General features: G+C 66.4%; 14 protein-coding genes and 2 pseudogenes. 7 read left to right on the top strand and 9 right to left on the bottom strand.

Features of this window, described 5'->3' with window-relative positions; genetic code table 11:
- Positions 1-211, bottom strand: a pseudogene (locus B146_RS28215) (integrase); the annotation flags it as partial.
- A gap of 549 nt (positions 212-760) precedes the next feature.
- Between B146_RS28215 and B146_RS30335 the strand changes: the two are divergent.
- Positions 761-1,171 (top strand): sunset domain-containing protein, encoded by a 411-nt coding sequence (locus tag B146_RS30335; protein WP_456061864.1) that lies wholly within the window; start codon positions 761-763, stop codon positions 1,169-1,171.
- 141 nt (positions 1,172-1,312) lie between these two features.
- On the opposite strand, the gene B146_RS0103805 is transcribed toward B146_RS30335, so the two are convergent.
- The 4 genes from B146_RS0103805 to B146_RS0103790 form a co-directional block, all read right to left on the bottom strand.
- Entirely contained in the window at positions 1,313-2,254 is a 942-nt protein-coding gene (locus B146_RS0103805) for a type 2 periplasmic-binding domain-containing protein (RefSeq protein WP_155897341.1), read from the bottom strand.
- 44 nt (positions 2,255-2,298) lie between these two features.
- The gene (locus tag B146_RS0103800) at positions 2,299-2,625 is read right to left on the bottom strand and encodes a hypothetical protein (protein ID WP_019995091.1); all 327 of its coding nucleotides are present in this window, start codon (positions 2,623-2,625) and stop codon (positions 2,299-2,301) included.
- A 448-nt stretch (positions 2,626-3,073) separates the two neighbouring features.
- Entirely contained in the window at positions 3,074-3,481 is a 408-nt protein-coding gene (locus B146_RS0103795; RefSeq protein WP_019995090.1) for a hypothetical protein, read from the bottom strand.
- Positions 3,482-3,770: 289 nt separating this feature from the next.
- Positions 3,771-4,247 carry a hypothetical protein gene (locus tag B146_RS0103790; protein WP_019995089.1) on the bottom strand — a complete coding sequence of 159 codons (477 nt, stop codon included), beginning with the start codon at positions 4,245-4,247 and terminating at the stop codon, positions 3,771-3,773.
- Positions 4,248-4,586: 339 nt separating this feature from the next.
- Between B146_RS0103790 and B146_RS0103785 the strand changes: the two genes are divergently transcribed.
- Positions 4,587-4,982 carry a hypothetical protein gene (locus tag B146_RS0103785; RefSeq protein ID WP_155897340.1) on the top strand — a complete coding sequence of 132 codons (396 nt, stop codon included), beginning with the start codon at positions 4,587-4,589 and terminating at the stop codon, positions 4,980-4,982.
- Positions 4,982-5,485 (top strand): hypothetical protein, encoded by a 504-nt coding sequence (locus B146_RS0103780; protein ID WP_019995087.1) that lies wholly within the window; start codon positions 4,982-4,984, stop codon positions 5,483-5,485. Before B146_RS0103785 ends, B146_RS0103780 begins: the two co-directional genes overlap by 1 nt.
- 174 nt (positions 5,486-5,659) lie before the next feature.
- Here the strand turns inward: B146_RS0103780 and B146_RS0103775 are convergent, their stop codons facing one another.
- Complete coding sequence (locus B146_RS0103775) at positions 5,660-7,654, bottom strand: TniQ family protein (protein ID WP_081630898.1); 1,995 nt, start codon at positions 7,652-7,654, stop codon at positions 5,660-5,662.
- A gap of 533 nt (positions 7,655-8,187) precedes the next feature.
- Here B146_RS0103775 and B146_RS24980 point away from each other — a divergent pair.
- Both B146_RS24980 and B146_RS0103765 read left to right on the top strand, forming a co-directional pair.
- Positions 8,188-8,613 (top strand): annotated as a pseudogene (locus B146_RS24980) (sulfurtransferase); the annotation flags it as partial.
- Between the two features lie 88 nt (positions 8,614-8,701).
- Positions 8,702-9,952 (top strand): YeeE/YedE thiosulfate transporter family protein, encoded by a 1,251-nt coding sequence (locus B146_RS0103765; protein ID WP_019995084.1) that lies wholly within the window; start codon positions 8,702-8,704, stop codon positions 9,950-9,952.
- A gap of 403 nt (positions 9,953-10,355) precedes the next feature.
- Here the strand turns inward: B146_RS0103765 and gyrB are convergent, their stop codons facing one another.
- Positions 10,356-12,794 (bottom strand): DNA topoisomerase (ATP-hydrolyzing) subunit B, encoded by a 2,439-nt coding sequence (gene gyrB / locus B146_RS0103760; RefSeq protein WP_019995083.1) that lies wholly within the window; start codon positions 12,792-12,794, stop codon positions 10,356-10,358.
- A 227-nt stretch (positions 12,795-13,021) separates the two neighbouring features.
- Here gyrB and B146_RS0103755 point away from each other — a divergent pair, with 227 nt between their 5' ends.
- A complete protein-coding gene (locus B146_RS0103755; RefSeq protein ID WP_019995082.1) occupies positions 13,022-14,410 on the top strand; it encodes a cytochrome P450 in 1,389 nt (462 codons plus the stop codon).
- Positions 14,411-14,420: 10 nt separating this feature from the next.
- Here B146_RS0103755 and B146_RS27550 read toward each other — a convergent pair whose 3' ends face one another.
- Together B146_RS27550 and cysK are read right to left on the bottom strand one after the other, a co-directional pair.
- Positions 14,421-15,362 carry a mechanosensitive ion channel family protein gene (locus B146_RS27550; protein WP_019995081.1) on the bottom strand — a complete coding sequence of 314 codons (942 nt, stop codon included), beginning with the start codon at positions 15,360-15,362 and terminating at the stop codon, positions 14,421-14,423.
- Between the two features lie 173 nt (positions 15,363-15,535).
- Entirely contained in the window at positions 15,536-16,564 is a 1,029-nt protein-coding gene (gene cysK, locus B146_RS0103745) for a cysteine synthase A (protein WP_019995080.1), read from the bottom strand.
- A 314-nt stretch (positions 16,565-16,878) separates the two neighbouring features.
- Between cysK and B146_RS27545 the strand changes: the two genes are divergently transcribed.
- On the top strand, positions 16,879-17,694 hold the full coding sequence (locus B146_RS27545; protein WP_019995079.1) for a GGDEF domain-containing protein: 816 nt from the start codon (positions 16,879-16,881) through the stop codon (positions 17,692-17,694).
- Positions 17,695-17,696 lie beyond the last annotated feature (2 nt).

Below are 17,696 nucleotides of genomic sequence, written 5' to 3'. Positions count from 1 at the left end.
CGATCGTCACCTTCACAACGTCACAGCCACGCAGCTTGCTGTCGATAGCGAGGTCAAAGAGCGCCCGATCGCGTAGCCGGCCTTCGTGGTCAAGCCAGAAGCGGATTGCCCAAACCTGTTGCGGCTTCAGCGCCCGTTTGGCGCCAACTGTGCGCCCAGCGTTCCAAGCCCTGCGCGCACTACCAATCGGATCGAATGTCGTATGTCCCATTGTCGTTCTCCCATGGCCAGAACGGCCGATGGAAGTGTGCAGCCGCCGACGTGCTGCCGGATGCTTCCTCATGAGATCAGGTCGGGAGCCGACCGGCAGCTTTCGGGCAAATGAAAAGCGCGCTCAAGCGACCGGGATGGGCGCTAAGCGGCCTGTACGCGACGCGAACGTGAGGACTGGAACTCAAGGGAGTTCTTTCGACCGATTCACTGCTCTTTGGCCTTTACGCCGCGTCGATCACCACCTTCTCGAAGCCCAGGAGCGCTGCAGCTCGTGACGCCTTCTACGGAAATTTGCAATGCAAGCGCCGCGCGGGAAGGTCTAAGGCTATGTTCTGGGAATGGGTTTGCACGGCATTCATCCAACTTGAGAACGGGACCCTTACCATCGGGAATCAACGCGGTGCATTGGGTGGCGAATGCCTTTCGGCATGACCGAGCGTTAGCCGTAACATAGCCGTTGAACAGCGGAGCGCCGGGCGGAAGGGCTGTCGCAAACTGGATCACTCAACTCAACGAACCAGAAAGACTTGTCGATGATACTCAACTGATGCGTAAGTCAGCGTCGACACGGTTCGGGCGAAAAGAGTCACTGCTAAACGGGCAGCGGACAGTTACCGAACTTGTCCATGTCAGCCGACAGGGTCGGAGCCCTGCCCCACCATCATACCTGGGATCCACGCTACCCTTCGCCGCTCGTGTCGCCTTGCTCGCCGTCGCGGCTTTTGGCGCGACGGTGGGCGCCGGGTTGGCTTGGCCAACGCTTCGGTCGGCGGCCAGCGCCCTGGCTGCTCGCCAAGATTGCACGATCAAGGGAAACCTGTCCGAGCACGGTAACATCTACCACATGCAAGGTGACGAGAACTACGCCGAAACGCGGATCGACACGTCGCGTGGCGAGCGTTGGTTCTGCACGGAAGCCGAGGCCCGGGAAGCGGGATGGCGACGTGCCAAAAGGTAGGCGAATTGCAGCGCCGCTTATGATAGCGACGACTCGATTGGTACGCTGTTCTTTCGCGCGGCACGGTTCACAACGCTCGCGTTGGTCGTGCTTGACGTTCTGAGAATGCTTAAGCCCGACAAACTGCAGGTCTTCTACTGATCACACCCAGCGGGCGCTGAGGCGCACCCACTTGCGCTCCGGCGTGCAGATCTCGACGCTCGTGACGTCTACCGGATCGGCGCGAACCTCGTACGTCCGCGCCTCACCCCATCTGTCCACGAGCCCGGGCACTGCCTCGCTCCAGTAGGTGCGCCCACCCCAGGACACGCCACGCGGACCGATCATGCGAAACGCTTCGTGCCGAAATAGGTCGCCCGGCGCGTCGGCAGGCACGAACCGCGGGACGAAGCCGACCGCCGCCTCACGCCAAAGGTCGAGGGGCGAGCGCTCGATGCCGGGAACGGCGGCGGCGTTGTAACTGTCTACGATCCAGCGGCGTAGCTTCCGATCGAGTTCGCCCAGCGGAACCTCGTCGCCTTCGGGCATGCGATGCGCGACCATGTTCGCGATCGCGGACTGCCCGTCCTCCCGTGGGTCGACCTCGATCCCCATCTCCTGCGACCAGCGGTCGGCCAATTCACAGACCAACGGCTCGTGGATCTCGTGCCGCAGGACGTCGATGCCGAGAGCTCGTCGGAAGCGCCCGAACGGCGCCGGCGTCAGGTCATGCCGTGCATGGACGAAGACACGGTCCGCGACGCCTTCGCACGGCCAGAAGCCCGTCGCGCCGAATTCCGCCGCGTCCTTGGGCAGTAACGCGTCGGCAAGGCATCGCATCACGCTGTCGTAGCTGACTCCCGTCTGCGCGACGTGGACGCCGGCGACCATGAGGGTGCGGCGGCAGATCGCCAACACCGCGACCGGCCGCCCGACCCAGGGACCGAGTGACATTCCCGTGGCGCGGACTTCCATGGCGAACGCGCCGACCGTCAGTTCCGCCATCGGCGCTGGCCGCGCGGCCTGGGATCCGTCGATGATGCCTTCGAACATCGTTGTAATACTTCCTGCGGAACGACGAAAATTTTTAGTCTGCTCGGCCATGGAGGGGTCCTGTTCGCGTCCGGTTTCATCGGTCGGCGAGAGCGCTAGCCGTTCGCCCGGGCTTCGGCCGCGTTCGTCATCCGGATCGCAGCCTCGATCATGCCCATGTGCTCTGCGGACGTCGTGAGCAGGATCGACTCGAGCAGCGCGAGCGTGCCCTTCGCGGCGGTCTCCCGGTTCAGCCCCTCGTCCTCGATGGAGGCGATGGCAGCGTCGACGCGGAGCTTGATCCGTTTGTACGTCGAGCCTTCGCCGAGAAACGTGTCCTCGCCATCGCCCTCATCCAGCTCGAACGCGACCATGTCTCGATCAGCCAGCCGGAGCGACTCGACTGCGATCCGGATCTCTTCTCGGTACTTCCGGTCGTCCATGCCTCCCCTCCATCCTGTGCCGCATAACGCGTCGACAAAGGGTTCCCCGGTCTCGCCGCTTCCGCAAGCCGTCGGAAAACTTTTCCGGTTCCAACGTCTCGGTCCGTGCCGCGCCGTCGATCACGTCGGACCCAATGCCTCGCGGATCGAGCCGGATCTCGGCGGGTACGTGGTCGGCCAGCAGCCGCGCCAGTTCGCAAACCTGCGCGTCCGACGGCTGCCATCCCTTCTCACGCAGCATGCCGTTCAGCTGCTGGCAGGTGGATGCCGAAACATCGGATCGGTGGGCTTCGCCTGCCGGCCCAACCGTGGCGGCTTGCATTAAGCAGACAAGCCAGCGTCATCACAGCGTCCGACACAGACGCAGCTGGCGCTGCCAAGCGTGCGTGGGTGCAGCCGTGGGGGCACGCCCTGCAGCCGGGAGCGACGATCTCGTCCGGGCAGCACCCTATGCTGCAAGCGCCTTCCGCTCCTGCTCGGCATCGAACAGCGAGAACATGAGGTTGCCGATCGAGCCGATCAGCATCTGGTATCGGTACTGGACCTCGTCGCTCAGCTCGTCGAAGCCCGCCATCCCGTTCTCGTGGATCTGCAGCAGGGACGAGATCGTGGTGTAGGTCCCGCTCGCGGGATGGGGCGCGAGGTAGCTGAAGTCCTCCTTGTTGATCCGGATGCCGATGTCGGCGTTCGCGGGATCGTTCAGGTCGATGTCGAGCCGGTCCTCCAGGATCCGAGCCACGCCGACCCAGGGATCGTTGCCCTCCTCGGCGGAGTAGACGTCCTTCACCTCGAACATCTCCTTCATGGTCTCGTCGCCGATGAGGAGGATGTGGATGCGGTTTCGTAGGTTCGTCATCTGGTGCTCCTTGTATCGGCGGTCTGTGTGGGAATGGTTCCCCGGTCGGAAGCGGTGCGCAAGCCGGTCGCCGCGCGAAATGCGGTTGCCCTCTCGGCTCGGAAGGAGTTTCGGAACGCGGCGGAACTCGACGGCATGCGGTCGGCCAGGATCCACGCGAGTTCACGAACCTGCGCGTCCGATGGCTGCCATCCCCCTTCGCGCACCATCTCGCCAAGCCGTATCAGGGCGGCGGTCGCATCGCAGGACCGATCGCCCTCACCGACTGGCTCGCATGCCGTCTCGCGCGTCAAGCCGCCACCCGTTCCCGGGACTGCTGGAACTTGCCGCATTCGACGCCGAAGCGTTCGATCAGCGGCCAGTCGTTCGGTCCGTAATACCCCGGAGGCATTCGGAACGCCTCGAGGATGCCGAAGCCGTAGGCGCCGGAGGGTGCCGGCGTCAGCCAGACCTTTCCGCCGTGGAGGACGGAAGCGTCGCCCGCTACCTTCCAGAGTTCGTCTTCGACAGTGCAGTCGCCGTCCACCGGCACGTGGATCTGACCCACGACCTGCCCGCCCCCCAGGATGAAGACGACCTCCGGCTTGTCGCCCGAACGCATCAGGGCGCCGATCGCGTTGTGGATCTCCAGGTTGGGGATGGCGGTCGCGACATCGAAGTTTTTGTGCACGTCCCTGACCTCGACGTGCACGTCGAAGGTGCCCGCCTTCACCGCGGCGGCAAGCGCGTTGCGGAGTTCGTCGATCGTTTCGATCCTGTCTGCCATGGGTCTCCCTCGGTCGGTTTTGGACGGCCGATCGGGACCGCTGAAAAATGGTGTGGGCAAAAAATCGGGGCTGCAAGCGGGTGGACAGAAGGTGAACGCTTCCGAAGAAACCGAGAACTGAGCACGCACCGTCTTGGACCTAACCGGAGGCGCTGACGAAGAGGCGCGCACTGCCTCTTCGCCCGATCGTACGGCGACATCCGAAGGATCCAGGGGACGATTGCGACCCTCAGGTGGCCGCGGTCGTAGGACTCGATCCGAAGTCCGAACGCGTCGGCGGGGCGCTTGCGGGCCCAGCCGATCCGGGGGACCATTTCGATGTCGCGCTGAGATGCGCTGGTGGAAAGGTTTCAGGAAATGGCCGGAAGGACTCGCAACGACGCTGGCGGACACCGCCGCCACACCGACGATGATCGCCTTCGCGCCTGGTTCGCCCACACCGCGGACTGGAGGTGCGATCTGGTCGGCATCGGCTCCGATACCGCCGTCCGGTGGGTGCTGGACCGCGACACAAAAAGGATCGTCTGGCTCCATCTCCGCGAGGTCGAGGGCGGCCCATGGGTTCTGGGCACGGTGGCCGAAGAGAAGGATTTCGAGCGGAAGCTGCTGCTGGACCATCCTGAGATCCTCGACTGCGACGAGTTCCCTGGCATTACGCTCGGCGAGAAGTTTCCCGCCTGGGCGCACTCGATGCACGACCTGCACGACGACGGCCGTTGGGAGTTCGTGCGCTGATGGTCGTCATTCCGTTCGTTGGGTCGTCGATGGTGCCGCTTGAGGCAGAGTTGCCCCTCGAGGTGGAAGAGAGCGACGTTGAGGGTCGCTACGTTTTCGTCGGCAAGTGGCAGCACTTCTTCGACGGCCGGCCGACGTGGTCCGACATCCGATGGGTGTTCGATCGGGAGGACTGGTCCGTCGTGTTCCTCGAGATCCAGGATGCGGTCACCCTGGAATGGGTCCGCGGCACCCGGGAGGAGACATCGAGCGTCGAGGTCGACATGAACGAGAATGATTCGCGGTTCCTGGATAACGTCGACGAATGGGGGCTGTCTCAGTCCGACGAGATACCGGATTGGGCTTGCACGCCTGTCGAACTGCACGCGCGCTCCGAACTGACGGCGAGCGAGCGAGCAGTCGAGGACAGGCGGCGAAACACTGTCCGACTTCGGCTTCCGGAGGGCCCCTATGTGCGGGCGGTGAGCATCCGGTTCGCCCGACCTCGTGGAGACGCTGCTTGAAGCGCAGCTCGGGAACTCGGCTTAGCTGCTTGCCCGAAGAGATGCGGACGTCCCGTGGTGATGGTGAAGTGCGGACGCGGATCACATCGGCTGGCAGGGTCTTGCTTTTGACGGATCTCCCAGACTACCCGGTATGGACCTTGGCCTCACGCATGCCATCGTGCACCAATGGATTTATCGCTCGGTTCGAGCATCCGAACGCGAATGGCGCCTCGCATAGTCCCGGTGGTAATCGCAGAACCAGTCATGCCTCAGCTTGCGCATCAACGGCAGGTAGGCTTGGACTTCGCTTCTCTTGAGGAGATCCACCCGTGGGTGCCGCGGAAGCCTTACGACCGTCATGCCCGCGTCGACCATTGCATCACGTAGACGATCGCCCCAGGAAACCGAAACCTCATGATGAAGGGAGCGCGACAGGATGTAGGATCGCTCGAACTCCAGCACGGAACGCACCGAGATCTTCCTTCGACCGGTCTCCAGAACGCTTTCGATCTCGAACAGATCGGTGGCCAACAGATCTCTTGCGAGAGCCGCACGCAAGCTCAGCCGCAGCTGGAATTCCTCGAACGATAATGTCGTACCATCGATGTTCGGCCTCGGGACAGGCCCGAGCATGGCAAATTCATCGCGGACTTTCGGTACCCGCCGAGGTCCTAAACTCAACCTCTCGACATCCTCGCGTGCTAGAACGAGGCTTAGGGGATCACTTGGAGAAAGGGGGCCAACCGATACGATCGCGCCATCGATGAGGCCCTGCAGCACCTGCGCGCGACGGACATGCTCGTCACCGAGCGTCGTATGCTCGAACTCGATGGCAGTCGGTTGTTTGTTCATTCCAATACGGTCGAGGAGACGGTCGTAGTCGTCGCGGGGGACGCCGCTGGAGGTACGGGATGCGCCCCGGAGGACTTTGACACGTTCCGTGCGGACGAGATCGTTGAAACTGACGCGACCGATCCCGAACGTGTCGAGGAACTCTTTCAGCCAGACCGGCCGCTCCCGTCTTGCCCTCACAAGATCCTGCAGTCGGTCCAGGCGAAAGCGGCGCAGGCGGACGTCCCTGTCGTCCATCAGTCCATGCTCAAGAGCTGTACGCACGAAGCTTTTGTACTGGAGAGGGATTCGAAGCGACGCGGAGCGAACGGAAGTATAGGCGTTCCCGCGAACCTCTTCCCCGAACAGCTGGTCGCGCTCCATGAACGGTATCTCCCGCAGGGCATGCCGCGTCACGATCGCACGCAACAGAGTGACGGGCGGGGATTCGTGCACGCGCTTGTTGTCCAGCCACCGGTAGAAAGGACCATACGCTGCGCTCGGGCCGGCAGCCCTGCTGTCGGCCTCGTCCACCATACGGTCCAGAATTGCGTCGATCGCAACCTCGCCCCCCTCGCAGATCGCAAGTCCTTCGTCGCACGCGACCTGGAAGCCGATCGGATCCTGCTTCGCATGGTCGTTGTGCGACTGGGACGTACGGCTGCTCGCCGATCCTAGACGCCAGCAGAGTTCCTCCGCCTGATAGGGATAGAACTCGTCGAGCCACCGAACGGAGAATGCTGGACCGAGCCCGATGCGGCCATGTGCGTACGCCTGGAAACGACCATGGGCCTCGGGAAGCGTCAGCGTTGGCCCCATCCGGAGGTCGGCGTCGCATTCGAAGCATCGGTGAATCGAGGCCCCCATCAGCCGGACGGGCGCCGCGCACGCCTCGTTGGGACAGCGATGTCGCAGGAGAATGCCATGCCGGTTGCACGACCGGATGGTGCTTACGTCCCAATGGGAACGCCAGTAGGCACGTTGCTCGACCGGACCTGCATCCTCGCACGTGTCCGCCAGATCGTCGGACAGGCAGATGGGACAGTAGGACCCACCGAGGCTGCGCCCCCCGGGCGCCAGCCAGTCGTGACGAAGGACGAGTTCACGGCCACGGTAGGTCACAGTCTCCTCTCCGAGAGGATGCGCCGAATACTCGTTGATCTCCTCGATCGGCAGTCCCGAAAGGCAAGCCAGTTGCGCGTTGGACCTTCCCGACGCTACGTCGGCTAGGTCGACGCCGACCCATTGCGCGAACGCCTTCATCTGTTGGCGACCCGACCTGGCGGCGAGGCGGCACAGAAGCGAAGTGGGAGACTCTCCGGGCCTCGGACGGGGTCGAAGTGGAAGCCTCTTCATTCGCCGACCTCATCGTGGCGCACGCAGACCGAATCGCGTTCGCTGGCTGACATGCGAGACTTCGTGGCATCTGCTGAAGATCGCGTTGAGGTCTCGCACCCAGCCCATCAGTCCGTGTGTTTCGGACCGGGGTTAAGCACCGTCAGGAGGCATGCCACCGGGCGTTCAGGTACGGTCTGCTATTGCATGAAGGTGAACCGGTCGACACCCAATGCGCGATGGGCGACCGTCGGCTGCCTGCCTGCGGCAGGACGCCGACCATCTAACGACTGACGATCAACGCGTTCGGCTGCCACCTTCCGCCTTTCGGTCCCAAGCTTACAAACGCCGTCTGCCCCGTGGACGCGTCGCATCGGACGTGACTTAGGGCCCGCATTTGACGGGTCGGGATGCCCCGATCGTCTTCGTCCTGCTTGAGCTGAAGCCGTCGATACGCACTAGCACGTTGGAATCTGCGACTTTTCGCAAGCTTTATGCGCGTCAAAAACAGCTTTATGCGCGTCAAACCGCTAGGTTTATGCGCGTCAGCACAGCGGGCGCGCCTTCCCGACGTCCTCGCCGTCGCCAAGGGCACGGCCGAGGGCACCATCGTCGACATCCGCTCGGGCGACGAATATTCCGGCAAGATCTTCGCACCGCAGGGTTCGCAGGAGCTCTCGATCCGTGCGGGCCACGTGCCCGGCGCCATCAACGTGCCCTGGTCCACCGCCGTCGCCGAGGACGGCACCTTCAAGCCGGCCGAGGAGTTGAAGGCGATCTACGCCGCGAAGGGCATCGACGGCTCGAAGCCGACCATCGTCTACTGCCGCATCGGCGAGCGCTCCAGCCACACCTGGTTCCTGCTCTCCAAGATTCTCGGTTACGACGTGAGGAACTACGACGGCTCCTGGACCGAGTACGGCAATTCGGTCGGCGCGCCGATCGTGAACGTCTCCAACACCGTCTGGACCGGCAAGTAGGCCGCCCCATTCCCCCTAACGGACCGGGCGCGACCGTCGCGCCCGGTCTCTTCGCCCGTTTCCCGTCAGCCTCGGACGTAGGACGACCATGAGCGCGATCTCCGAAAGCCGGGCGGGTGCCGCCGCGGACCGCCGGGAGGGCCCCGGCCTGTCCGGCCTCGCCGCCTCGCTCGCGATCTTCATCGCCCTCCTCGCCGCCGGCCTCGGCCTGTCGCATGGCGGCTTCGGCGACGGGCTCGCCCTTTCGCTCACCTTCGGGGCGGCCTTCGGCCTTGTCCTCCAGCGCTCGCGCTTCTGCTTCTACTGCGGCATCCGCGAATGGCTGGACGAGCGCGAGCCCGACGGGTTGCGCGGCCTTCTGGCGGCGCTGGCGAGCGGCGCGGTCGGCTACGCGCTCGTCTTCGGCGCCTGGCTTCCCGACCCCGGCACCGGCCGCCTGCCGCCGGACGCCTTCATCGGCCCGCTCGCGCTGACGACCGCCCTCGGCGGCCTTACCTTCGGAGCGGGCATGACGCTGTCCGGCTCGTGCCTTTCGGCCCACCTGTATCGCCTGGGCGAAGGCTCGCCGACCGCGCCTTTCGCGCTTCTGGGCGCGCTTCTCGGCTTCGTCCTCGGCTTCGCCACCTGGAACCCGCTCTATCTCGCCCTCGTGGCGGAGGCGCCGGTGGTCTGGCTTCCGGCCCGTCTCGGCTATCCCGGCTGGCTCGCCGCGACGCTGGCGCTCCTCGCCGCCCTCGCCTGGCCGCTTCTCCTGCGCCGCTCGGCGCGCCAGGCCGCCGCCCGCGCGGCGCGCGACGCGGCGGGGCCGGGCCCGGCAGCGCTCCAGCCGCTGCGCGCGGTCTTCGTCGCGCGGTGGCCGGGCTGGCTCGGGGGGCTCCTCGTCGGCGCGCTCGGCGCCTTCGCCTATCTGCGCGTCGCGCCGCTCGGCGTCACCGCCGAACTGTCGGCGCGCGCCCGCGATCTCGGCGCGGCGGCCGGCCTCGTGCCGGACCGGCTCCTCGGCCTGGAGACCTTGCGCGGCTGCATCTCGATCCTGTCCGAGGCGCTCTTGTCGGCCAACGGCGTCTTCGTCCTCGGGCTCGTCGCGGCGAGCCTCGCCTCGGCTCTGGCGGCGGGCGACTTCCGGCCGGCCCGGCCGCGCCGGTCCCACGTCCTGCGCGGCCTTCTCGGCGGCGTCCTTCTCGGCTGGGGCGCGACGCTGGCGCTCGGCTGCTCGGTCGGCGCGCTCCTGTCGGGCATCCATGCCGGGGCGCTTTCCGGCTGGCTCTTCGCCGTGGCCATGCTGGCCGGCCTTCTCCTGTGGCGGAGCGCCGAGCGGGCCGTCCGTTGCCGGGGCTGAGGCCGCCGCCTCCGCTCGACCGGAGCGGCATATCACCCTGTCGGCGATCCGGCGCGCCCGCAACGGACCGATCGGGGTCGCGGCGGGAACGACGGAGGTCGTCTTGGCGCGGCTCCGTCCAGGCGAAGGAGCGGGAACACCCGCCCGCAACCGGGCGCCGCCCGATCAACGCAGTGCCCCCGTGCCAGTCCGTCCGTGCCAGTCCGCCCGTGCCAGTCCGCACGTCCGGTCAGCCGCATCCCGCTTGGCGGACGTCAGACCGAGTCAAATCGGTGCGACGCCCCTTCTGCTGCGCGGGTGTCGCGTCGAACGCTGATCGTCCGGTGGTTCGTCAGGACGTCCATGCGGATCGTCCGCTCTCGGAAACAAGCGCTCCGGAGCGGATGGTCACGACAAACGCCCCTCAGATGTCGAGATTGGCGACTTGCAGGGCATTGTCCTGGATGAACTCGCGGCGCGGCTCCACTTCGTCGCCCATCAGGCGGGAGAAGAGCTGGTCGGCGTCGGTCGCGTCGTTGATCTTGACCTGAAGCAGCGAGCGGACGTCCGGGTCGAGCGTGGTTTCCCAGAGCTGCTCGGGGTCCATTTCGCCAAGGCCCTTGTAGCGCTGGAGCGAGAGGCCCTTGCGGCCGACTTCGAACACGGCGGCGACGAGATCGAGCGGGCCGTGGATGGCGCGCTCGGTTTCCTTGCGGCGCAGGACCGGCGTCAGCGGATAGACCTCGCCGAGCCGGGCCGCCAGACGGTTGAGCGCGATCGCGTCGGCGGACTGGATCAGCGCCGCGTCGAGCGCCTGCACTTCCTGAACGCCGCGCACCGTGCGCTGGAACCGGTAGCCGCCCATGCCGTCGGCCTCGCCGATCCAGCCGCGCTCGGTTTCCTCGGCCACCGCGTCGAGCGCCTTGGCGATGCGGTCGGCCATGACCTCGGCCTCGCCGGTGTTCTCGGCGACCGAGGGCGACAGGGCGCCCGCGACCGCCGCCTGTTCCACGACCTGCCGGTTGTAGCGCGAGTGAAGACCGTTCAGGATCTGGCGGACGGAAAGCGCGTCCTCCACCACGGAGCGCAGGTCGCGGCCCGAGCGCGCTTCGCCGCCGCCCAGAAGCAGGACCGCGTCTTCCAGCCCGCCCTCGATCAGGTAGTTCTCGAGCGCCTTCTCGTTCTTCAGATACTGGCTCTGCTTGCCGCGCGTCACCTTATAGAGCGGCGGCTGCGCGATGTAGATATAGCCGCGCTCGATCAGCTCGGGCATCTGCCGGAAGAAGAAGGTGAGAAGCAGCGTGCGGATATGGGCGCCGTCGACATCGGCGTCCGTCATGATGATGATCTTGTGGTAGCGCAGCTTGTCCGGGTTGAACTCGTCCTTGCCGATCGAGGTGCCGAGCGCGGTGATCAGCGTGCCGATCTGATCGGAGCCCAGCATCCGGTCGAAGCGGGCGCGCTCCACGTTCAGGATCTTGCCGCGCAGCGGCAGGATGGCCTGGTTCTGGCGCGAGCGGGCGCCCTTGGCCGAGCCGCCGGCGGAATCGCCCTCGACCAGGAAGATCTCGGATTTCGCCGGGTCCTTCTCCTGGCAGTCGGCGAGCTTGCCGGGCAGCGAGGTGATGTCGAGCGCGCCCTTGCGGCGCGTCAGCTCGCGCGCCTTGCGGGCCGCCTCGCGCGCGGCGGCCGCTTCCACCACCTTGGCGGTGACGACGCGCGCTTCCTGCGGATGCTCCTCGAACCAGGAGGAGAGCGTCTCGTTGACGAGGCTTTCCACCACCGGGCGCACCTCGGAGGAGACGAGCTTGTCCTTGGTCTGCGAGGAGAATTTCGGGTCGGGCACCTTCACCGAAAGGATGCAGGACAGGCCCTCGCGGCAATCGTCGCCGGTCGGCTGCACCTTTTCCTTCTTCAGGGTGCCGGAGGTTTCGGCATAGCCGATCACCTGGCGCGTCAGCGCGCCGCGAAAGCCCGCCATATGCGTGCCGCCGTCGCGCTGCGGAATGTTGTTGGTGAAGCAGAGCACGGTTTCGTTGTAGCTGTCGTTCCACCAGAGCGCGGCTTCGACGGTGATCCCGTCCTTCTCGCCCTTGAGCACGATCGGCTCGGAGATCAGCGGTTTGCGCGCCCGGTCGAGATAGCGCACGAAGGCTTCGAGACCCCCTTCGTAGAAGAGCTCGCTGCGCTTCTCGTCGGCATGGCGCTTGTCGGTGAGGATGATGCGCACGCCCGAATTCAGGAAGGCGAGCTCGCGCAGGCGATGCTCCAGCGTTCCGTAGTCGAAGGTGATGACGCCCCGGAACGTGTCGGTCGAGGGCAGGAAGGTGATGGCCGTGCCGGTCTCGGCGCCGGCGTCCCCCGTCACCGCCAGCGGCGCGTCGGGCACGCCGTGGGTGAAGCTCATCTCGTGGATCTGCCCCTTGCGGCGGATCTTCATCTTCAGCCACACCGAGAGGGCGTTGACGACCGAAACGCCGACGCCGTGCAGACCGCCGGAGACCTTGTAGGAATTCTGGTCGAACTTACCGCCGGCATGAAGCTGGGTCATGATGACCTCGGCCGCCGACACGCCCTCGCCCGTGTGGATGTCGGTCGGGATGCCGCGCCCGTTGTCGGTCACGGTGCAGGAGCCGTCCGGGTTCAGGGTCACGGTGACATGCGTCGCATGGCCGGCCAGCGCCTCGTCGATGGCGTTGTCCACCACCTCGTAGACCATGTGGTGGAGGCCCGACCCGTCGTCCGTGTCGCCGATATACATGCCCGGCCGCTTGCGAACCGCGTCGAGACCCTTCAGCACCTTGATGGAATCGGCGCCGTATTCCGCGCTGGCGGTTTCGGTGGTCTCGGGGGCTTCGGACATGGCATTCCTAACGGGTCATGGCGCGGCAGGCGGGGCCGCGCGGCACGTCTGTTCGACCTGTTTCATATAGAAGTTTTTGCATCGCAATCCAAGCTTTGCGGCCTTTCGCGCCTGGGGAAGGCCGGCTGTGCGACGCCCGGGCCCGCCCTTTCGCCGCCATGATCGCTTTCCCATATCGATGCGACGCCGCAGAGGGCCCTCTCGCCCGTGGCGAAGGAGACCGTTCGATGACCGATCTGTCCGCCGGGGCAAGCCCCCTCACCCCGTTTCTCGCCCCCGCCCCGCGCCCGCACGAGAAGCCGCTCGGCTTCTTTTCCTTCGTGCTGACGGCCTCGCGCAATCCGATCGAGATCTGGGGAACGCGCGCCTTCCAGGAGCCGGTCCTGCGCAACGACTGGCTGAAGACGCCGACCATCGTCGTCAACGACCCCACCCTGATCCGCCGCACGCTGGTGGACAATGCCGCCAATTACGTGATGCAGCCCTTGCGCCAGCGCGTGTTGAAGCCGCTCCTGCGCGACGGGCTGCTGACCGCCGAGGGCGATCTGTGGAAGCGCACGCGCAAGGCCATGGCGCCGGTCTTCGCCCCGCGCAACGTCGCGGGCCTCGCCCGCGTCATGGCGGATCGCTCGGCAGACTTCGCCGAGGGGCTGGCGGGGCGCTCGGGACGCGTGGTCGATCTCTCGCACGAGATGACCCTCCTCACCTACGACATCCTCCAGGCGACGCTGTTTTCCGACGACATCACCGGCGAGCCGGGCGAGTTCGCGCGTGCCATGGACGTGTTCATGGCGCATATGGGCCGGGTCGATCCCCTCGACATTCTGGATGCGCCGAGCTTCCTGCCGCGCCTCGGCCGGCTGCGCGGGCGCTCGGCGGCGCGCTATTTCCGTCAGATGATCACCGAGACCGCCGAGCGCCGCCGCCGGCAGATGGCGAGCGATCCCCGATCGGCCCCGCGCGATCTCCTGACGCTTCTTCTCGAATGCGAAGGCCTGTCGCCCTCCGAGATCGAGGACAACATCATCACCTTCATCGGCGCGGGCCACGAGACCACCGCGCGGGCTCTCGGCTGGACGCTCTATCTCCTGTCGCAGGCGCCGCACGAGCGCGAGAAGGTCGAGCGCGAGCTCGACGCGCTCCTGCCCGGCCTGCCCGATCCGCTCGACTGGGTGGAGGCCCTGCCGCAGACGCGCGCGGCCTTCGAGGAGGCGATGCGCCTCTACCCGCCCGCGCCTTCGCTGAACCGCATGGCCCTAGAGGCCGACCGGGTGGGCGATCTCGACGTGCCGGCCGGAGCCTCGCTCCTCGTCATGCCCTGGCTCGTCCATCGGCACGAACGCCTGTGGGATCGGCCGGGCCATTTCCTGCCCGAGCGGTTTCTGCCGGAAAACCGCGCCAAGCTCGACCGCTACCAGTATCTGCCCTTCGGCGTCGGCCCGCGCGTGTGCATCGGCGCGTCCTTCGCCATGCAGGAGGGCGTCATCGCGCTCGCGAGCCTCATGCGCCATGGGCGCTTCGACTATGCCGGCGACCGCCCGCCCCATCCCGTGCAGAAGATCACGGTGCAGCCGCGCGGCGGATTGCCGATGCGGATATCGCGCCGCGCGGGGTGAGGAGGATGCGTCAGGGCGTCGTCACGACGCTCTGGCTCGGCGCGTCCGGCCTGTCGTTGACCAGCGTCCGGTTGGCTTCCGGTGCATCGTCCGCGCCGAGATAGCGGGACGGGTCGCTGTCGCCCGGAACGATGCGCTGGATGGCGCGCGGCTCGCCGTCGGCGCCGAAACGCTCCACGAAGATGCGCCGGATCGCCTGCGCCGTGCGGCGCTGCGCTTCCGTCGTCGCGCCTTCCTTCACGACGCCGCGAAACACGATGACCTGCGTGTCGGCGGTCAATTGGTCCAGAAAGGCGACCGGCTCGCTCAGCTGCTCCTCGCCGGCATTCTTCGGCCAGGCCGAGATCAAGGCCTCATGCGCGGCCTCGAAGGGCACCTGACGCGGCACCGTGATCTGCCAGGCGAGAAGGCGCGAGGCGGCGCGCGAGTGATTGCGCATCCAGACGTTCCAGAGCGTGGAATTGGGCGCGAAGACGAAGAGCCCGTCGAACGTCTCCAGATGGCAGGTGAACAGGCCGATCTCGTGCACCCGGCCGGCGAAGTTCTGCGTCTCGATGTAGTCGCCGACGCGGAACGGGCGCAGCCAAAGGAGCATGATGCCCGCCGCGATATTGGTAAGCGTGCCTTGCAGCGCGAGACCGACGGCGAGGCCGGCGGCGCCGAGCACGGCGAGCAGCGAGGTCATTTGCACGCCGATCTGGCCGAGCGCGATGATCAGCGCCATGACGATCACGACATAGCGCACCATGGCCACCAGCGGCCCGCGCACCGTTTGGTCGATGCGCGACAGGCCGAAGGCCCGGCCGACCAGCGCCGCCAGCCGGCCGGCGATGAAGAAGCCGACCGCCATGACGAGGACGGCGACGAGAAGATTGGGCAGGAAGGTCGCGGCCTGGGCGGCGAGCGTGCGCAGGAAGGTCTGCGAGGATTCGATCGTGTCTTGGATCGGCATGGGAGCCTTGCGGTTTGGGATCGCGAAGGATGCGGCGTGCCGTCCCCGGATCGGGTCCGAGGGTGAGGCGGGCGCCGCGCGTGTTCTCCCCAAGAAAGGACAGGCGGGCCGAAAGAAAAGGGGCCGCGCGGCGAAGCGGCGGCCCCTCGAAGGGTTGGCGATGTTCGAAAACCTCAGATCGAGGGCGCGCCCTTCGGCTTTTCCTTGGGCTCGTCTTCCGACACGAGGCCTTCGAACAGGGCGGTGGAGAGATAGCGCTCGGCGAAGGAGGGGATGATCACGACGAGGTTCTTGCCCGCGTTCTCCTCGCGCGCGCCGACCTTGGCGGCCGCCGCCAGCGCCGCGCCCGAGGAAATGCCGACCGGCACGCCTTCCAGCCGCGCCACGAGACGGGCCGTCTCGAAGGCCTCGTCATTGGTGACGGCGACGACCTCGTCATAGATCTCGCGGTCGAGAATGGCCGGGGCGAAGCCCGCGCCGATGCCCTGGATCTTGTGCGGCCCCGGCGCGCCACCCGACAGGACGGGCGAGTTCTCCGGCTCGACGGCGACGACCTGAAGGCCGGGATTGCGGCTCTTCAAGACCTGCCCGACGCCGGTGATCGTGCCGCCCGTGCCGATGCCGGCGACGAAGAGATCGACCTTGCCGGCCGTGTCGTTCCAGATTTCCTCGGCCGTGGTGACGCGGTGGATCTGCGGATTGGCAGGGTTCTCGAACTGCTGCGGGATCACCGCGTTCGGAATCTCGGCCTTCAGCTCCTCGGCCTTGGCGATCGCGCCCTTCATGCCCTTGGCGCCTTCGGTGAGAACGAGGTCGGCGCCGAGCAGCCGCAGCATCTTGCGCCGCTCGACCGACATGGTCTCGGGCATGGTGAGGATCAGCTGATAGCCCTTGGCGGCGGCCGCGAAGGCGAGCGCGATGCCGGTGTTGCCCGAGGTCGGCTCGATCAGGATGTTGCGGCCCGGCCGGATCGTGCCGTCGGCTTCCAGCGCTTCCAGCATGGCGACGCCGATGCGATCCTTCACCGAGGCGATCGGGTTGAAGAATTCGAGCTTGGCGAGGATCTTGGCCTTCACGCCCTTTTCGTGGGCGAACTTGTCGAGCCGCACCAGCGGCGTGTCGCCGATCGTGTCGACGATGGAATCGTAGATGCGGCCCCGGCCGTGGGTCCGGGCGGTCTGGTTGTTCGCGGGCGTATCCATGGCGAAATGTCCTTGTCCCTCACCGGCTGCGCCTCCACGGGCGCTTCGGGCCGCAATCTAGCGCGGAAAAGCGGGGATTGGCGAACCTCGCGGCGATCACGATGCCGAGGCGGCGAAGCAAATCCGTTCGCGGGAGGCCAAAAGAGGAGAATTTCTTTTCGCGCGCCTCGCGCCCTCCTCGGCCCGCCCGGCCGGAGCGCAACCGAGCGAAGCCTTTGAATCAAATCGCCCGATCGCGATTCAGCGGGCGGCAAAGCGGGCTTGTCATTCTGGAGCCTGGACCTCTCCGCCCAAGGCCCAGCGCAAGGATCGCCATGCCCACGCCTCTTCTCGACTCGCTGCGAATGCTCTGCCTGGAACTTCTCGGCCTGACCGTCACCATGGCCGGCGTGGTGGTGATCGCGACCTACTGGTATTTCGGCAGTTTCGCGCTGCCGGCGGCGCAGAACGCGCTTCTGTTCTGCCTCATGATGCTGTTCGTCTCCGCCCTGCCGCTGCAGCTCTACGCGGCGAGCCGCATCGTGGCGCTGCGCCGGCGCAACCACCAGCTCTTCCATTTCGCGACGCGCGACGGGCTGACCCAGGTGTTGAACCGCGCCGCCTTCCAGAAATCGGTGGAGCTGCGCATCGGCCCGGACGGGCGGCGCCGGGAGGGCGACGACGTGCCCCACACGCTGCTGATCCTCGACGCCGACCATTTCAAGCGCATCAACGACCGTCTGGGCCATGGAACGGGCGACGAGGCGCTGTCGCTGATCGCGGCCACCTTGCGCCAGAGCGTGCGCAAGGACGATCTCGTCGGGCGGCTCGGCGGCGAGGAATTTGCCATTCTCCTGCGCAATGCCGGCTACGAGGAGGCGCAGGTCGTGGCCGAGCGGCTGCGCGCGCGCATCAACATGCTGGAGGTCGGCCCGCGCAATCGGCGCACGCGCCTGTCGGTCTCGCTCGGCGGCATTTCCTTCCGCACCGCCGTGCCCTTCGACGCGCTCTACAAGATCGCCGACACCAATCTCTACAAGGCCAAATCCGCCGGCCGGAACCGCGTCACGCTTTCCCAGCTCGGCTCGCTGCGCAGCGTCGACGGCGGCACGATCAGGCAGATCGAAGGCACGTCGCGGCGCTGGGGATAGGC

It is taken from the genome of Aureimonas ureilytica DSM 18598 = NBRC 106430, from assembly GCF_000382705.1.
GTDB lineage: Bacteria > Pseudomonadota > Alphaproteobacteria > Rhizobiales > Rhizobiaceae > Aureimonas > Aureimonas ureilytica.
This window is presented reverse-complemented; position numbering and strand designations above follow the sequence as displayed.